16 protein-coding genes are annotated in these 18,310 nt (G+C 40.2%); all 16 read left to right on the top strand.

Annotated features, from left to right (window positions below; translation table 11 throughout):
• Positions 1-2 precede the first annotated feature (2 nt).
• Positions 3-1,094 (top strand): hypothetical protein, encoded by a 1,092-nt coding sequence (locus tag C4533_03890; GenBank protein RJP28943.1) that lies wholly within the window; start codon positions 3-5, stop codon positions 1,092-1,094.
• Complete coding sequence (priA, locus tag C4533_03885) at positions 1,081-2,928, top strand: primosomal protein N' (protein ID RJP28942.1); 1,848 nt, start codon at positions 1,081-1,083, stop codon at positions 2,926-2,928. Before C4533_03890 ends, priA begins: the two co-directional genes overlap by 14 nt.
• Positions 2,929-2,931: 3 nt before the next feature.
• Positions 2,932-3,894 carry a methionyl-tRNA formyltransferase gene (locus C4533_03880; protein RJP28941.1) on the top strand — a complete coding sequence of 321 codons (963 nt, stop codon included), beginning with the start codon at positions 2,932-2,934 and terminating at the stop codon, positions 3,892-3,894.
• A 100-nt stretch (positions 3,895-3,994) separates the two neighbouring features.
• Complete coding sequence (locus C4533_03875) at positions 3,995-5,023, top strand: DUF4931 domain-containing protein (protein RJP28940.1); 1,029 nt, start codon at positions 3,995-3,997, stop codon at positions 5,021-5,023.
• A 2-nt stretch (positions 5,024-5,025) separates the two neighbouring features.
• Positions 5,026-6,021 (top strand): galactose-1-phosphate uridylyltransferase, encoded by a 996-nt coding sequence (galT, locus tag C4533_03870; GenBank protein ID RJP28939.1) that lies wholly within the window; start codon positions 5,026-5,028, stop codon positions 6,019-6,021.
• Positions 6,022-6,166: 145 nt separating this feature from the next.
• Positions 6,167-7,186, top strand: coding sequence for a type I glyceraldehyde-3-phosphate dehydrogenase (gap, locus tag C4533_03865; GenBank protein RJP28938.1), 1,020 nt, complete (start codon positions 6,167-6,169; stop codon positions 7,184-7,186).
• Between the two features lie 65 nt (positions 7,187-7,251).
• Positions 7,252-9,513 (top strand): hypothetical protein, encoded by a 2,262-nt coding sequence (locus tag C4533_03860; protein RJP28937.1) that lies wholly within the window; start codon positions 7,252-7,254, stop codon positions 9,511-9,513.
• Between the two features lie 208 nt (positions 9,514-9,721).
• Positions 9,722-10,903, top strand: coding sequence for a phosphoglycerate kinase (locus C4533_03855; protein RJP28936.1), 1,182 nt, complete (start codon positions 9,722-9,724; stop codon positions 10,901-10,903).
• 14 nt (positions 10,904-10,917) lie between these two features.
• Positions 10,918-11,691 carry a triose-phosphate isomerase gene (locus C4533_03850; protein ID RJP28935.1) on the top strand — a complete coding sequence of 258 codons (774 nt, stop codon included), beginning with the start codon at positions 10,918-10,920 and terminating at the stop codon, positions 11,689-11,691.
• Positions 11,688-12,044: a preprotein translocase subunit SecG gene (gene secG / locus C4533_03845; protein RJP28934.1), complete on the top strand. Its 357-nt coding sequence runs from the start codon at positions 11,688-11,690 to the stop codon at positions 12,042-12,044. The genes C4533_03850 and secG overlap by 4 nt, the downstream gene beginning before the upstream one ends.
• A complete protein-coding gene (locus C4533_03840; protein ID RJP28933.1) occupies positions 11,977-13,194 on the top strand; it encodes an MFS transporter in 1,218 nt (405 codons plus the stop codon). Before secG ends, C4533_03840 begins: the two co-directional genes overlap by 68 nt.
• A 1-nt stretch (position 13,195) precedes the next feature.
• Entirely contained in the window at positions 13,196-14,719 is a 1,524-nt protein-coding gene (locus C4533_03835; GenBank protein RJP28932.1) for a hypothetical protein, read from the top strand.
• Positions 14,720-14,794: 75 nt separating this feature from the next.
• Positions 14,795-15,394: a MarC family protein gene (locus C4533_03830; GenBank protein RJP28931.1), complete on the top strand. Its 600-nt coding sequence runs from the start codon at positions 14,795-14,797 to the stop codon at positions 15,392-15,394.
• Positions 15,395-15,396: 2 nt separating this feature from the next.
• Positions 15,397-16,620, top strand: a complete 1,224-nt coding sequence (glgC, locus tag C4533_03825; protein RJP29217.1) for a glucose-1-phosphate adenylyltransferase — start codon at positions 15,397-15,399, stop codon at positions 16,618-16,620.
• The gene (locus C4533_03820) at positions 16,617-17,066 is read left to right on the top strand and encodes an N-acetyltransferase (GenBank protein RJP28930.1); all 450 of its coding nucleotides are present in this window, start codon (positions 16,617-16,619) and stop codon (positions 17,064-17,066) included. Before glgC ends, C4533_03820 begins: the two co-directional genes overlap by 4 nt.
• A 54-nt stretch (positions 17,067-17,120) precedes the next feature.
• Positions 17,121-18,272 (top strand): acyl-CoA dehydrogenase, encoded by a 1,152-nt coding sequence (locus C4533_03815; GenBank protein ID RJP28929.1) that lies wholly within the window; start codon positions 17,121-17,123, stop codon positions 18,270-18,272.
• The last annotated feature ends 38 nt before the right edge of the window (positions 18,273-18,310 follow it).

Genomic DNA, 18,310 nt, shown 5'->3' with positions numbered 1-18,310 from the left:
CAATGAAAATAATAATTGTTTATGCTTCAGCAGGGGCAGGCCACGCTAGCGCTGCTACTGCAGTATTCAATCATTTCAAAAAAGAATTTACCTCTCATCAAATAACCATTGTTGATATACTTGAATATTCAAATTCATTCTATAAATTTGTTTATTCAGGCGGCTACTCTATTTTAGTTACGCATATGCCTTTATTGTGGGGGCTATTATTTTACTTGACCAGTAATAAGCGTATTGCCAGGCTGACAAACAGGATACAGTCGTTTATAAACAGGATATTTTTTATACGTTTTGAAAGATTTATGATTTCAGAGCAACCAGATTATATTATTACAACACATTTTCTTCCTCCAGGCGCAGTTGAGCATCTTAAAAAGAAGCGTAAAATAGCGGCAAAGGTAATTACGGTTATAACTGATTTCGGCGTGCACCCTTTCTGGCTAAATGATTGTATCGATAACTATATAGTTGCGTCTGAGGTCACATCCCGGGAATTGGCAGGGATGGGAATAGCTGAAAATAAGATTGATGTATTTGGTATACCGGCAAAAGGCGAATTTTACGATAATTATGATAAATCTTCCCTCAGGGCCAAGATAGGGTTAGATAACGATGTTTTTACAGTATTGATATCAACCGGTTCTTTCGGAATGGGGCCGATTGAAGATATAGTTTTTGCCCTGAAAGGAGAAATGCAAATACTGGTTGTTTGTGCTAATAATAAAAAGTTATACAAGCGTTTGATTGCCAAAAATTACCCTAAGGTTAAAATATTTGCTTTTATAAATAATATTTATGAACTTATGGCTGTTTCTGACCTGATGATTACAAAGCCGGGTGGGCTGACTATTTCAGAATTGATCGCCATGAGGCTTGTGCCGGTGTTTATCAGCCCTATCCCCGGCCAGGAGACAGTCAACGCAAGAGTGATAGTTTCTCAAAATGCAGGTTTTGCTGCCAAAAACACAGAGGAACTAAAAAAACTAGTGATATTGTTAAGAGATAACCCTGCGCGGATTAAAGAAGCCAGGGATAACATGAAAGACTTAATAAAACCGAATCCTGCAATCAGCCTTTCTAATGTTATACGTTAAAATAGTAATACCTATTCCGGTTGACGGTCCATTTGATTATTCGGTTCCGGCTGCATTCGTGCCCCGTGTTGTCCCAGGCATGAGGGCGTTAGTTACATTCGGAGCCAGGAAATGCGTCGGTTATATTGTCGGGGTATCAAAACAAAGTTCAATAAAGAACGTTAAACCTATAATAAGTTTGCTTGATGATGCCCCTATATTAAGCAAGGAATTATTACGGCTTACAAAATTGGTATCGCAGTATTACTGTTGTTCGTGGGGTGAGGTTATTGATACAGCTTTGCCTTGGCAGTCAAGAAGCTGCAAGAAAGGGCTTGAGTTGGGAAAGGCTCAGGAAAATCTGCCTAAAACCTCAAGGGCCAGTATCACTTCATTGATTAACGCAGATCGACAGGGGCGCTGGGATTTTTATTTAAATGAGTTAAGAAAATGTATTGATTTAGGTAAGCAGGCATTGATTTTGCTGCCGGATATTTTAAAGGTCGCCAGGTTCAAAGAGAGGGCTGCGGAAATACCTAATGCCGTGATTTCAACATTGTTTAGAAAAAGCCCATCAGAGCTTCGGGAATGGCTGAAGATCAGGAATAGAGAAGTAAATATTATCGTAGGAACGCGTTCCGCGGTATTTGCGCCACTTCAAAATCAAGGATTGATTATAATTGATGAAGAAACTGACTATGTGTATAAGCAGGATCAGGTGCCTCATTATAGCGGACGCCAGGTGGCAATTATGAGGGCAAAATTAAATGGCACAAGTTTGATTTTGGGCTCAGTAGCAAGGCCACTCGAAACAGTTTTGTTAAGTAGAGATAAGAATATTGATTTTAATGAAGTTGCCGTTGAGCAGGCTGTCAGGGATATCTTCATCTTAGACGATAGGACTTATTTTAAGGGTAACACGAAGAAAACAGAGCAGATTTCCAGGTACTTACAAGGAGTAATTGATTCGACTCTAAGCAACAAAGGCAGCGTGCTGGTATATTTTGATAAGAAAGGTTTTGCATCTTATGGAAGTTGTTTAAAGTGCGGCTATGAGCTTGAGTGCCCGAGGTGCAGCGTAAACCTGGTATATTACTACGAGAAAAACATCTTAAGCTGCAGCTATTGTAATTATAGTATCGCCGCTCCTAGGCTTTGCCCTCAATGCAACTCGGATTACATAAGATATGAAGGCATAGGCATTGAAAAAGTAGAAAGCCAGATATACAGGCTTTTTCCCAGAGCCAGGATCGTAAAGCTTGAGCATGCACAAGAAGCAGGCTCAAGCTATGCAGACATTGTTATCGCAAATAAAAATATTTTAAGCTTAGACAGCAAAAAATTTGACTTGGTATGTGTGTTAAATATTGATAGCATGTTAAGCAGGATAGATTTCCGCTCTGCAGAAAAAACATTATTATTATTGCGGGGGCTGCTAAATTTGTGCACGGCTAAAATGATCATCCAAACTTCTATGCCGGGACATTATGTTTTTAAGTCTTTAAAAAATAATAATCCCGAAGAGTTTATCTTACCTGAGATGGATTTCAGAAAACAGCTGGGGTTTCCGCCTTATAAGCATTTAGCTGTAATAAAATTACGTTCCCCCGATGAAAATAAAGTCTCTGATTGCGCTAACCGGTTTTTTGAGGTTATTACCAAAGAAACTGATGGCAGAAGCTTAGAGGTGTTATCGTTAAAGCAGGCGCAGCCATTTAAGATAAGGGGCAATTTCTACTGGAATATAGTTACAAAAGGAAGCAGGCCATTGGCGATGTCTGCCTTGATAAAAAGATGCTTAAAAAAAGTTTCTCATTCAGGTATAATAATAACCATAGACATGGACCCGGTTTAGAATATGGATAAGAGAAAGATGAATATTGTTTTCTTAGGCAGTTCTGAGTTTGCCGTAAAGCCGTTAAAGGCTATTTTCGATAACGGTTATAACGTGGCTTGCGTGTTTACTCAGCCCGACAGAGCTAAGGGAAGAGGCAGGCAAATTTGCGCTACTCCAGTCAAGAAGCTATGCCAGGATTTAGGGATCAAGACCTATCAACCGCAGGATATAAACGATTCTGTCAGTCTAGTAACATTAAAAAAAATAGATCCGGACCTGCTTGTAGTTATTGCATATGGCCAGATTCTTTCTTCTGCTGTGATAAAAACCGCAAAAATTATGGCATTTAATATGCACGCTTCTCTCCTCCCTAAATACAGGGGTGCTGCTCCGGTTAATTGGGCGTTGATTAACGGCGAAAAATATACTGGAGTTTCGGCTATTAAAATTAACACTAAAATGGATGCCGGGCCTGTTATTTGCCAAAAGTCTATTCAGATCAACGAAAGCGATACGGCCGTTACTTTGGCAGAGAAACTTTCAGAATTATCCGCAGAATTAGTCATTAAAGTTTTAAGCTCAATTCCAAGCGGTAAATATACCTTGATTCCTCAGGAAGAATCTAAAGTTACATATGCGCGTAAACTCAAGAAAGAAGACGGGCTTATAGAATGGAGTAAGCATTCCAGGGCCATTATTAACCATGTCAGGGGCTGTTTGGGTTGGCCCGGCAGCTATTCTTATTTGAATGGAAAATTACTGAGGATACTAGAATTAGAGTTAGTTAATGATAGTTTTGGCAGCGGATATAAACCCGGTCAGATACTGGAAGTATCTAAGGCAGGGATAGTCGTTAAAACAGGCGACGGAGCAGTGACCATAAAAGAACTGCAGGCAGAGAATAAAAAAGCAATGAAGGCCGGTGATTTTATTGCAGGGCATAAGGTTATTCTCGGCGATGTTTTTAAAAATTGTTTGCATTAGGCCAATATGATGGTATAATTGGAAACTCCGGGATAGTTATGCAGCGATATGTGTATCCCAATCTTTCAACAAGATTAATCAAGAAACATATTTATAAAATATGCCAGAATTACGAAAAGATCCGATTATAGGCAGGTGGGTTATTGTAGCAACTGAGCGGTTGCGCAGGCCAGATCAATTCGGTATTGCCCCCACGAATGGACAGGAGGAAGCTCCTTCGTGCCCTTTCTGCCAGGGGCATGAATCCCAAACTCCCCCTGAAATATATGCTGTCAGGCCAACCGGTTCTGCGAAAAACAGCCCCGGATGGGAACTCAGGGTTGTCCCGAGTATTGCCCCATTTTTAAGGATTGAAGGTCAGCTTGACCGGCATGGCAGGGGCTTGTATGATCTTATGAGCGGCATCGGTGCGCACGAAATCGTTGTCGAGACGAATAAGCATATAGCTAACATGGCTGATCTAGAAGAACAGCAAATATCCAAGGTACTGGCCTGTTATGTTGACCGCATAAGGGATCTGGAAAAGGATGAGCGTTTTAAATACGTTTTAGTTTTTAAGAATTACGGCTGGTCTGCCGGGGGCAGCAAGCTAAAACATTCGCGTTCCCAGCTTATTGCAACACCTGTTAACCCAAAAAGAGTCAAAGAAGAGCTTAAAGGCGCAAGGCTTTATTATGAATACCATGAAAGGTGTATTTTTTGTGATTTAATCAACCAGGAGATGTCATCTAAAGAAAGAGTTATCCTTGATATAGACGGGTTTATTGCCATTACGCCGTTTGCGGCGAGGTTTCCTTTTGAAGTATGGATTTTGCCAAAGAAGCATTCCTGCGATTTTGTCAACATCGAGCCGGAACATAGGTTATACCTTGCCAAAGTTATGAAAAAGATACTTCAAAAAATCAAGGTAGGCCTTAATGATATTTCTTATAATTATGTTTTACACACTGCGCCGTTTAGAAGGCCTAAGTCTGGTTACTGGAAAAGCATTGATAATGATTATCACTGGCACATCGAAATAATCCCGCGCCTAACAAAGGTAGCAGGTTTTGAATGGGGTACAGGTTTTTATATATGTCCTTTATCGCCTGAAGATTCAGCTAAATATTTAAGAGAGGTTGAGGTATAGATATGTCAGAGTTACGAAGGGATCCTATTGGCGGCAGATGGGTAATTGTTGATACTGACCATCCGGCCTTGCCTGCGGATTTTGAATATGAGCAGCATGCTTTTAAGGGCGGGATTTGTCCTTTTTGCTATGGTAACGAAAAGCTGACTCCGCCTGAGATCGATGCCGTCAGGATCGATGGGTCTTCACCTAATTCTCCCGGCTGGCAAGTAAGGGTAGTTCCTAATAAATTTCCGGCTTTACAGATTGAAGGTGATTTAGACCGCAGAGGCGTAGGCATTTATGATATGTCAAATGGTGTTGGCGCTCATGAAATATTGATTGAAAGCCCCTACCATTATAAGGATATCCCCAGTCTTCTTAACAGCGAAATTGAAAGCTATATCTCGATGTCTTGCTCCCGTGCAAGGGATTTAGCCCGGGACCACAGGTTCAAATATATAATGATATTCAAAAATTTTGGCCCTGCAGCAGGCGCCTCTCTTGAGCACCCGCATTCCCAGATTATCGCTCTTCCTATGGTCCCCAAGAGTGCGGTAGAAGAGCTGAAGGGTTCAAAGAACTATTATGACTATAGAGACCGTTGTATTTTCTGTGATGTAATCAGGCAGGAGCTTCAGGAAAAAGAAAGGGTAATAATAGAGAATAAGTACTTTGTTTCTTTTTGCCCGTTCGTTTCGCGGTTCCCTTTTGAAATCTGGATTATGCCTAAAGCTCATAATAGCAGGTTCTGCCATATGGCAGATGCAGAGATACCTGAATTAGCTTCAATCCTGAAGGATACAGTTACCAAGCTAAAAAAAGTTTTTTCAAATATTTCTTATAATTATATAGTGCATTCTTCTCCGATTAACGGAGATACTGTTTATGACAGCTATCATTGGCATATAGAGTTTATGCCTAAATTAACCAGGTTAGCTGGTTTTGAATGGGGCTCAGGTTTTTACGTCGTGCCAACGCCGCCGGAACTTGCTGCAAAAATCCTAAGAGAGAATTAATCCAGCTTGAAAATAACTTGATCCATTTATTTTACAGTCTTTTTTGAAAGGGGGACAGATAAATATATTAACATACTTAAATAGTCCAAAAACTAAGGAAAAGTAAAGTCGGAATATTTAACAATATTAATCAAGGAGGTGTTTCGTGGCTACAAAAATAGGAATAAACGGTTTTGGGAGGATTGGAAGGCTGGTTTTTCGTGCTGCCTTGGCTAAAAACTCGAAAAACATAGAGATAGTCGCGGTCAATGACCTGCCCGTCGGGACCAAAACTTTGGCACATTTATTGAAATATGATTCAAACTTCGGCAAGCTCAACGCATCAATAGAGACCAAAGATGACGCTTTGGTTGTAAACGGCAAAACCGTCAAAATATTAAGCCATAAGTCACCGGCTGAGATACCGTGGAAAGATTATGGCGTAGAACTTGTAATTGAGTCTACAGGGGTATTTACTGATAAGGAGAAGTGTATCGGCCACATTTCTAACGGCGGGGCAAAAAAGGTAGTTATTTCTGCCCCTGCTAAAAATGAAGATATAACGATTGTGTTGGGCGTCAACGAACAGAAATATGATGCCTCCAAGCATAATATTATATCAAACGCATCTTGTACTACAAACTGCCTTGCTCCGATGGCCAAAGTATTGCTTGATAATTTTGGGATTAAGAGCGGCTTGATGACTACGATACACTCATATACTAACGACCAGAGGATCCTTGATCTTCCGCACAAAGATCTGCGCAGGGCTCGTTCAGCCGCTATCTCTATGATACCTACTTCAACGGGCGCTGCAAAAGCCATAGGTTCCGTAATACCGGAATTAAAAGGCAAGATGGACGGCTTGGCGATAAGGGTGCCTACCCCGGATGTTTCTTTGACTGACCTGTCTTGCGTGATTGAAAAAGATGCCACGGCAGAGTCTATTAACGAAGCATTTAAAAAAGCCTCTGAAACCAATCTTAAAGGTATCTTGCAATATTGCACTGAACCTTTGGTCTCAAAGGATTTCTATGGGTCTAATTATTCTTGCATATTTGACGCTGAATTGACCAAAGTCATTGATAACCGGCTTGTAAAGATCATGGGCTGGTACGATAACGAATGGGCATATTCGTACAGGGTAATAGACCTATGCGATTATATAATCGGAAAAGGTATATAATAGTATAGATCTCTTAACGGGGGCTTACGTTACGGAAACAGAGTAAGCCCCCCATTTTTTATAAAATGAATATATTCTTTCTGGTTCTAGTGGGAGCAAGCGGCATAATCGCGCAGGTCCTTCTATTGAGGGAGATATCTTTTAGCGCATATGGTAATGAGCTTGTTATCGGGGCCATATTATCCAGCTGGATTTTCCTTGAATCTTTAGGCGCCTACATTTTTTCTCTGTTGCTTAGGCGTAACAAGGATAAATCCAGGTTATATTTTGTTGTGCTTAACCTTATTTTTTCAGCCAGCCTGCCTGCAGCATTATATTTTTCCAGGACATTTAAATTTCTTTTTGATCTTAAACCCTATGAGGCGCTGGGAATAGGGCAAGTGCTATTGTTATCGTTCATGGCGAATCTGCTTATAGCTTCCAGCCATGGCGCTTTATTCAGCTGTGCCTGTTCACTATTCTCTTCAAAAAATGACAAGAAGGCAAGTCCGGTCGCAAATATTTATGCCTTAGAAACGCTGGGCACTATAATCGGAGGTTTTGTTTTTACTTATGCCCTGGTAACCCATTATTCATCATTTCAGATTGCTTACTTGGTTGCCTTAGCTAGCGCGATCGTCGGCTTTGTTTTTCTTAAAAGTTTTTCTGCAGGCAGGGCTAAATTTCTACTTATTTCCATATTCGCAGTATTTATATTTACAATAATTTTTAACCGGCCGGCTGATTTGGAAAAGTCTTCGCTTAAAATAAGATTTGGCAGGGAGGGGGCGGTTGAAAACAGAAATTCTGTATACGGCAATGTCGCAGTAACCAAGGATAATAAGCAGACGGTATTTTATTATAATGGCCTTCCGGCAGTAATATTGCCGCATCCCGATACTAATTTAATTGAAGATTTTGTAAATTTTCCCTTGTTATTAAGTGATAACCCTAAGCGGATACTTGTGATCGGCGGCGGGATAGGGGGAGTGATATCGGAAATATTTAAATACCCTGTAGATAGAGTCGATTATGCCGAGCTTGATCCTTTACTGATTGAAATGGTCAAGAAGCATCCTGATGAACTTAGCCTGCTTGAACTCTCAGATAAAAGATTATGGCTGAGTAATATTGATGGAAGGCTCTTTTTGTTACGGGCAGTTGATAAATTTGATATTATTTTTCTTGGTGTCAGCGGCCCGGTTGATTTGTCGGCAAACAGGCTTCTGACTAAAGAGTTTTTTGCTTTAGTAAAAACGAAATTAAATAGGGGCGGATTAATTGTATTTAGCCTTTTAGGGTCAAGTACTTATATGGGCAATGAGCTTAAAGATATGAATGCCTGCATATTTAACGGCCTCAAAGATGTTTTTGCGTATACTTCCGTTATTCCCGGAGATTATAATTTATACATAGGCACAGATTCGCGCTTTATCAAATATAATTTCAACCCGAAAGTAATTGAGAACAGAATGAAACAAATGGGGATTACTACTGATTTTCTGAATGCAGGTTATCTTAATTACAGATTGGATGCCGCTCGGCAGGAATGGTTTAGTGCTCAGTTGAAGAATGCAACAAAAGAAGTTAACACTGACCTCAGGCCGGTCGCAGTTTATGAAAGCATGCGTTTATGGAGTAATAAATATTCATCCGGAATGAAATATATCTTTGAAAAGGTAAAGAGTATAAATTTAACGGCGTTGTTGATTCTTGTTATCATTGCCACTGTTTTTATATTGGTTTTGCGTTTAAAAAATTACCTGAAAAACGATATCCAGATTTTTTATCCAGTTGCTGTTACTGGGTTTTTCGGGATGATGGTTATGCTTATGCTTTCGTTTGCTTTTCAGGTATATTTCGGTTACCTTTACCAGAGAATAGGTTTTCTTATCAGCATATTTATGTCCGGAGCTGCTGTGGGAAGCCTGGTTGCCGGCAGATTTAAAACGGAAAGAAAACTGCTTAGTAAACTGTTTATATCTGGTGAATTGCTGATTATTTCAATAATCTCATCTTTGATAGTTTTATTTGATAAAAATATCATCTTTGTTAATAATTATATACTTTTTGTATTCTTATTTGCTTTGCCCGGTTTTTGTGTCGGTTTTCAATTTGTTTTGGCCAATTCGCTGATTAATAATAATGTCAGCTTCAAAGCTGCCAATGCCGGATTGCTTTATGCCGCAGATCTGTTGGGAAGCTGTCTTTCGGGGGTTTTGGCCGGGATATTCTTTTTTCCTGTAATCGGACTTATAAACAGCCTGGTATTTTTGCTATTCTTTAAGCTTTCAAGCCTTCTCATCGCAAGTTTACCAATAGGACAGAAAGTGGATTTTAGTTCATAGTTCATAGTTTATGGTTCATAGTTGATAGTTCATAGAAATAGATAAAGTATTCAGTCGCAAAGACACACGACACAAAGTCACATATTGCAATAACGCAATACTCTATACCTATACGAATTATAAACCAACCATCCTGACAGTAAAGGGAAAACCTTTGACAAACCAACTAAATTGATATATATTAAAGCATTTAAATAGGAGGAAATTCATGAATAAAATGTCAATTAAAGACATTGATTTGAATGGCAAGGTTGTGCTTATGCGGGCTGATTTTAATGTCCCGCTAGATAGCGATCTTAAGATAACTGATGATACCAGGATCAAGGCCACTCTTGAGACTATTAATTATATAATAGCTAATAAAGCCAAGAAACTCATCCTTATGAGCCACTTAGGCCGTCCGGATGGCAAAGTTATCGCTAAATACAGCCTCAAGCCTGTTTCTTTACGCTTGAAGGAATTGCTTGGTCAGAATGTATTAATGCTTGATGATTGCGTCGGTCCTGAAGTAGAGTCTAAAATAAAATCCTCAAATGAAAAGGTCATCTTATTGGAAAACCTCCGGTTTCACGAGGAAGAAGAAGGAAATGACCCGGAGTTTGCAAAGAAACTGGCATCATCAGCTGATTTGTTTGTCAATGATGCTTTCGGCACGGCACACCGCGCTCACGCATCGACTGAAGGAGTTACGCATTATTTAAAGTCAGTTGCCGGTTTTTTAATAGAAAAGGAGATTAAATACCTTGGCGCAGCAGTCGCAAATCCGGCTAAACCTTTTGCCGTTATTTTAGGAGGAGCAAAAGTTTCAGATAAGATAGGGGTTATCGACAACCTGCTGCCGAAATGCGATATTATACTCATAGGCGGCGGGATGAGCTATACCTTTCTTAAGGCAAAAGGCATTCAGATCGGTAATTCTAAGCTTGAGAAGGACAAAATAGATATCGCTAAAGCTATACTTGAAAAAGCAAAGGAAGCAAATAAAAAAATACTATTGCCTGTTGACCATATTGTAGTCGCTAAAATTGATGAAACTAGCAAGCCTGAGGTAGTCGGTGAGTCGATACCTGAGGGAATGATCGCAGTAGATATCGGTCCAAAGACAGTGGAATTGTTTAATAGCCAGTTGAAATCTTCGAAAACTATTGTCTGGAACGGCCCCTTAGGTATATTTGAGATGGAGCCTTTCAGTAAAGGAACAAAAAATGTCGCAGAATTTATTGCCGGTCTTGATACTGTCAGCATAATCGGAGGAGGGGACACGGCTGCAGCCATAGCTAAATTTAACCTGGAAGATAAAATGTCCCATATTTCAACAGGAGGCGGGGCAAGTCTTGAGTATCTGGAGGGAAAAACTTTACCCGGAATAGCTGCATTGGCAGATAAATAAACAAGGAAATCAAGATGAGAAAAATTATTATTGCTGGAAACTGGAAAATGAACAAAACTATCGGGCAGTCAATTGAGCTTGCCAGCGGATTAAAGAGAGAGTTATTCTCTGTAAAAAACCTGAATACGGATGTAGTTATTTGCCCTGTATTTACCAGTCTGGCGGAAGTAGCAGAAATTATTGTCGATTCTCCCATAGAATTAGGGGCGCAAAATCTTTATTGGGAAGACCAGGGTGCTTTTACCGGAGAGATATCACCTGTTATGCTTAAAGATGCCGGTTGCAAATATGTTATAATAGGGCATTCTGAAAGAAGGCAGTTTTTTGCGGAGACCAATTTAACGGTAAATAAAAAGATAATAGCTGCGCTTAATCATGGTTTAATCCCGATTGTTTGTGTAGGCGAGACCCTTAAAGAGCGCGATGGCGGTCAGACTTTTAAGGTATTGAATGACCATATCACGAATGGGGTTTCTGGGATCAGCGCAGATAAGATGGCAGGTATTATTATAGCTTATGAACCGGTATGGGCTATCGGTACCGGTAAAACTGCTACTGCTGAACAGGCCCAGGAGGCCCATAAGTATATAAGAGACTTAATAAAAGATATTTATAGCGAAGAGGTAGCTTCTGAGGTTAGAATACAATATGGAGGCAGCGTCAAGCCGGAAAATATAAGCGAGATTCTACTTAAACCTGATGTCGACGGTGCCTTAGTCGGAGGCGCAAGCCTTTCTATAGAATCCTTTATCTCGATAATAAAAAAAGCAAGTGAGGTATTAAAATGACCGGTTTAATAATAGCATTACATGTAATCGTGTGCATACTTTTAATAATAATAATACTCGTGCAGAGGGGCAGGGGTGGAGGTTTGGTTGATACCTTTTCTGATGTTGAGTCAATGTTCGGGACGAAGACCCCGGCAGTACTCACACGGGTCACTACTATTTTATCAGTGTTGTTTTTTATTACTTGCCTGAGCCTGGCGCTTTTTGCAGCTAACCGGAATAAATCTTTAATGAGTAATACGGTTCCCGCAACGGAAAAGCAGGAGGCCCAAAAGCAGCCTCTAGATGCCGATAAGCAGGGCGCATTTAACCAAGTTGCCCAAGAACAAGAACAGGATACCAGCGTTAAATAACTTGAATAAGAAATTATTCTGGATATACGCATTAAGCAGTTCTGTTTATTTTGTGCAGGGCATAGAATCCCTTCCTTCCCAGAGCCTTTTTTATTACCTTAAAGAGTCATTATATTTTTCACCTTCCAAAATAATGGTTTTAGGCAGCATAATCAGTTCTGCATGGTTGCTGAAACCGTTAATTGGCTATGTCGTAGATAATTTCTTCACTAAAAGATCACTGATATTTTTTGCTTTACTTATGAGCCTGGCAACTGTTATGGTTGTAGGACTTGTAGCTTTACCTGTTTTTATGCTGGTTTTCGTCCTTTTGCTGAATTCTACAAATGCCGCCTTCAGGGACGTTTGTGTCGACGGTGTTATGTGCGTTGAGGGGAAGGCTTATAATATAACCGGCAAGATACAGAGCGTCCAATGGATATCTATTTCTATATCCGGGTTACTCACCGGGATATTGGGTGGGATCATTGCCGAAAAATGGGGATTCAGAATAGGGTTTTTATCGCTTATACCTTTTTATTTATTGGTAGGTTTAGCTGCTTTCTATTTTAAAGAAGACCTGGTTAGAGATCCAGGCCGGAATAGGCTGCCAATAATTGCAAGCCTTAAGCCGGTATTAACTAATAAGAAAATACTGGTTGTCGGATTGTTTATTTTTTTGTATAGATTTTCACCTTCTTTTGGTACGCCGCTATTCTTTATCCAAAGAGACAGCTTCGGCTGGGGCAAGGTTTGGATTGGCGCCTTAAGCACGATAAGCACTATTTTTGAAATTATGGGTGCGGTATTATATTATAAGTTCAGCCAGCGGATAAATGTTAAGAAGTGGCTTTATTGGTCAGTTTTTCTTGGAGGGGCCGTAACATTAAGTTATCTTTACTATACACCCGTAACAGCAGTCATATATAACATTTTTTACGGATTTATCGGCATGTTTATATTTCTAATGGTAATGGATTTTATGGCGCGAAACTCTTTAAAAGGTTATGAAGCAACATCCTTTGCATTATTGTGTAGTTTTAGCAATGTCGCCCTTACCGCCAGCAACCTTTCGGGGGCTTTCTTGCTTCCGTTAATCGGGCTTAAATGGCTTATAGTTATATCTTCATTAGCCAGTTTTAGCTGCCTCTTATTAATCAAGAAAATATAGAATGCAATTGCCAGAACTTAAAAATATGTTGCATAAGAACCGGGTAATAATCTTTTGGCTGCTATTGTTTTTAATCAGCTTCTACCTTTACATATTTAAGCTGCCTTTTCCTTCTACAGACGAAATGATCTTTAAAGAGCCGGCAAGGAATTTTGCCTTAAATCATACTTTTGCGTCTCCGGGGGTTTTTGGCTACAGGCCGGGAGTCGAAAATTGTTCGGTGTGGTATCCTCCCGTGTATGCGTTTATTTATGGAGTATGGTTTATGATTTTCGGTTTTTCAATATCTTCCAGTTTAGCATTATCGCTCTTGATATGCCTTTTTGTTGCCTATGCGCAGTATAAACTTTTTAAAATCTTCGCTGATGACGAACCTCCGGTATATATATTAGGATTGATATTTTTTTCATGGATCTTGGCGATCAAGGGAATTTCGCGACCTGATACCCTGGCTGTATTTTTTGGGCTGGCATTGGTTTACTTTGCAATTAAATATAAAGAAATTAATTCTTTCAGGAATAGCATTTTTATTTTACTGTCGTCCTTTTTATGTCTTGCAACTTCTTTTTGGCTTGGGTTATTAATCATTTTTTTTGCGGCAAGTATATTCTTAGGCTATTGCCGGAATAGTATTAAAAGCTTCATCAAGCTAATTGCTAGCATTTTAATCGGATTATTCTTAACTCTTTTCGCATGGCTTGCAGCTTCCGGGTTTGATTATAAGCTTATTTTAAGCCAGGCTCTAAGTTATGCATTATTTTTTATAAGCGACGATTTTGTCAGGGCAGTATCTTATTCGGTTATTACCCATGTCCGTTATGCAGACACATTATTTTACCTGCCGTTGAGTGTATTTCTTTTCTACATTGCTGTCAGGTCTTTAACGAGCCGGAAGAATAAACATAAAGACACAGTTAACCTGCCGATTTTCTTAGGCTTGATAATATCTATCCTAATCCTGATTTTTGTCTTTACCCTCAGGCATATGTATACGCAGGCGTTCTTAATATTTTTTATTTCTACCGTCGTATTTTTGACAAACAAAGAAATCGCCACTAAAAAAGAATTCATCAGGGTTATACTTTTATTTATTTTTATCGGTTGCCTGCCTTTTATAAGGATGAACATACTTCTCCCCGCCACCTGGACAAAGGCAGATACTTACGATTATAACAGACGGATATTAAGAAATAGTATCCCTTCCGGCTCCAGTGTAATGGTAGCCCCGGAGTTATGGTATATGCTGGCAGGTGATTACACTACTTATGATCTGACTTTTTCACTGCATCCTTACAGGATTGATATATATGATTATTTAGTTTTTTCCGGGAATGGCAGCGGAAGCCCTTCTGAGCCAATGGTGGGCGTCATGTCGTTATATACTTATTATAAAAGCCATCTCAAGTATAATTATAATGTTTCTAAGAGCACGTTTATAGGTATCCAAAACAATATTTTTGGGGTACCTATTTCTAAATCCAGATGGAGTTACAGGTTCGAGCTGAGGAAAAGAATCGGGAAGTGACGCTTGTTGCGCTAAAAAGATATAATGATTCATTTTTTCTTGTTTTTTAGCCTCAATGGGCTATAATATTTAATCATGTTTAATATTACGCTGAGAGATTTTATATCAGTTTTTATTCCCATATTTGTTGCAGTCGATGTCGTTGGCACTATTCCGCTTTTTATCGCTTTGGTGGATGGCCAGGCTAAAAAGCAGAGAAGGAAGATAGTCATTGATTCGGTTACCACGGCTTCATTGATTGCTGTTTTATTTCTTTTTATCGGCAAAGGCCTGTTAGGGGTAATAGGCATAACTATACCGGATTTTCAGATTGCTGGCGGCGCCCTGATATTTATAATTTCCGTAAGGCTGCTTCTTCCCGGCGCCAAGAAGAGTTTAAATTTCGACAAGAATGATAAGTTTCTGGGTATTTTTCCTCTCGGCACGCCATTGATCACCGGGCCGGCTGTATTGACTACCGCCCTGATGATGATTGATATCTATGGGGTAAAGCTGACCCTGCTTTCCATAATTTTAAATATGCTTATTGTCTGGTATGTTTTGGCGCGCGCAGAGGATATATTGCACGTGATGGGCCAGACCGGGGTAAGAGCCGTATCAAAAATTATGTATATACTGTTAGCAGCTATCGGGGTTATGATGATAAGAAGGGGAATTATGGGGGTGTTTTTGTGATGATGCGCAAGGTTATTACTTTTATAATGGCTGGCGGAAAAGGCGAGAGGCTTTATCCTTTGACCCGCGACAGGGCAAAGCCTGCTGTTCCTTTTGGCGGCATTTACAGGATAATAGACTTTACATTAAGTAATTGCATTAATTCAGGGTTAAGGAAGATATACCTTTTGACTCAGTATAAGTCAGCTTCTTTGCAGAGGCATATACGGTTAGGCTGGAATATTTTGCCTTCAGAACTCGGACAGTATATTGAAATTCTGCCGGCGCAGAAAAGGGTGGGAGAGTCATGGTATTTGGGAACCGCAGATGCTATATACCAGAACTTATACACGCTTGAAGATGAAAAACCCGATGAAGTTTTGATTTTAGCCGGGGACCATATCTATAAGATGAATTATTACACCCTGATAGACCTTCACCGCGAGAAAAATGCCGATGTAACTGTGGGCGTGGTTGAGGTAGATAAGGATGAGGCTATTCAATTCGGTGTCCTGGAAGTTGATTCTTCAGACAGGGTGACTGCTTTTCATGAAAAGCCCAAGAATCCAGTAACTATCCCGTCAAAGCCAAACAAAATTTATGCCTCAATGGGTATTTATGTTTTTAATAGCGGGGTGCTTATAAAAGAATTGGGCGAGGATAGCAAGCGTTCGTCCAGCTCCCATGATTTTGGCAAAGATATTATCCCCCAAATGCTTAAAAAGGGCCTTAAGGTGTGCGCATATAATTTTGCTGATGAAAATAAAAAAGAGGCTTTGTATTGGAGGGATATAGGGACAATAGACGCATATTATGATGCCAATATTGACCTAGTGCAGGTTGACCCGGTGTTTAACCTCTATGATAAAGACTGGCCGGTGAGGACTTACCAGGAACAGTTCCCGCCTGCCAAAAATGTTTTTGCCGGAGAGGAGATTACGGGGAGAATCGGCTTAGTGCTGGATTCATTGGTTTCTGTCGGTTGTATCATAAGCGGCGGCAGGGTGCAGAGATCTATTTTGTCTCCGAATGTCAGGATAAACAGTTATTCTCAGGTATACGATTCAATCCTTATGGAAGGTGTAAATGTCGGCAGATACGCCAAAATAAAGAGGGCGATCATTGATAAGGATGTCAACATACCTCAGGGCATGGTTATAGGATATGACCAGGCTGAAGACAGAAAAAGGTTCCATGTGACTGATTCTGGGATAGTCGTGGTTGCAAAAGGGACAGATATAGTATGATCCGTAAAGCCAAAGTCAGCGATATACCGAAAATCCAAAATTTGATAAATAAATTTGCCGAAGAAGACCTTATGCTTCCGCGTTCCTTAAATGAGCTTTTTGACAGGCTGCGCGATTTTATTGTCATCGAAGAAAGGGGTAGGGTCATCGGTTGTTCTGCCCTGCATATCTGCTGGCAGGATCTGGCTGAACTTAGGTCATTGGCTGTTGAAAAAAAGAGCCAATCAAAAGGGATTGGTACACAGCTGGTGGCAAGTTGTATCGAGGAGGCAAAAGACCTCGGTGCAAAGAAATTATTTGTGCTTACCTATAAGCCGGATTTTTTTAAAAAGTTCGGCTTCCGCAGGATAAAACATGCAGATCTTCCGCATAAAGTTTGGGCTGAATGTATTAATTGCCCGAAATTTCCTGATTGCCAAGAGGTCGCACTAATAAAAAACTTGTAATAGATTTTCTTTGTGTTATTATAATTATCTTTAAAAATACTGAGGGAGGGAGTTATGGATTATTTGTTGACTGAAGAACAAAAAATGGTCAAGGACCTGGCGCATAAGATAGCTGAAGAGAAGATCAGGCCCGTAGCTGCTAAATATGATGAAAGCGAAGAATATCCGTGGGAGGTCATAAAGGTAATAGCGGAGGCAGGATTGTTTGGGTTATTCATCCCGGAAGAATTTGGCGGTATGTCAGTAGGGGTTTTGAACCTCTGCCTCGCTACCGAGGAGTTTTCGCGTGCCTGCGGCGGTATTGCTGTCTGCTATGCTGCCTCTGCCTTAGGTACCTTTCCTATAGTTTTATTCGGTAGTGAAGAGCAAAAAAAGAAATACCTGCCTGATCTTGCCAGCGGTAAGAAAGTGGCAGCTTTTGCCGTAACCGAACCGGAAGCAGGCTCAGATGCCTCTGCAATAAAGACGACAGCGAAAAAAGAAGGCGACCATTATATCTTAAACGGCTTAAAGCACTTTATAACAAACGGTGGCGATGCAGAAACTTACGTAGTTATAGCAATGACGGATAAGACTAAAGGCGCAAGAGGCGCTTCAGCTTTTATTCTTGAAAAAGGTATGAAGGGGTTTACCTTCGGCAAAAAAGAAGATAAATTCGGCATCCGCGCTTCCTCAACCAGGGAGCTGATATTTACTGATTGTAAAGTGCCAAAGGAAAACCTTATAGCCAAAGAAGGAATGGGTTTTATCGTTACAATGAGGACATTTGATATGTCAAGACCGGGTGTTGCTGCCCAGGCTCTGGGAATCGGACAGGGCGCGCTTGAACTGGCGGTAAGATACGCTAAGGAGAGGCACCAATTCGGTAAATCAATTTCCAGCTTCCAGGGTATACAGTGGATGCTTGCTGATATGGCAACCGAGATCGAAGCTGCCAGGGCATTGGTATATTCTACTGCCAGGATGGTTGATGCCGGGGTAAAGGATGTTGCTAAGGCATCAGCTATGGCTAAAATGTATGCTTCAGATGTCGCGATGAAAGTGACTGTGGATGCATTGCAGGTTTTTGGCGGTTACGGATATATGAAAGAATACCCGATAGAAAAATATGTACGTGATGCAAAAATTACCCAGATTTATGAGGGCACAAACCAGATCCAGAGGAATATAATTGCATTGCAGTTGATAAAAGAGATGGCTAAATAGTTCACAGTTCATTGTTCACAGTAATAGGGAAAATAAGT

Source organism: Candidatus Omnitrophota bacterium (genome assembly GCA_003598025.1).
Lineage (GTDB): Bacteria > Omnitrophota > Gorgyraeia > Gygaellales > Profunditerraquicolaceae > Profunditerraquicola.
Note: the sequence above shows the minus strand (reverse complement) of the source record. Positions and strands in the feature narration are given on the sequence as shown.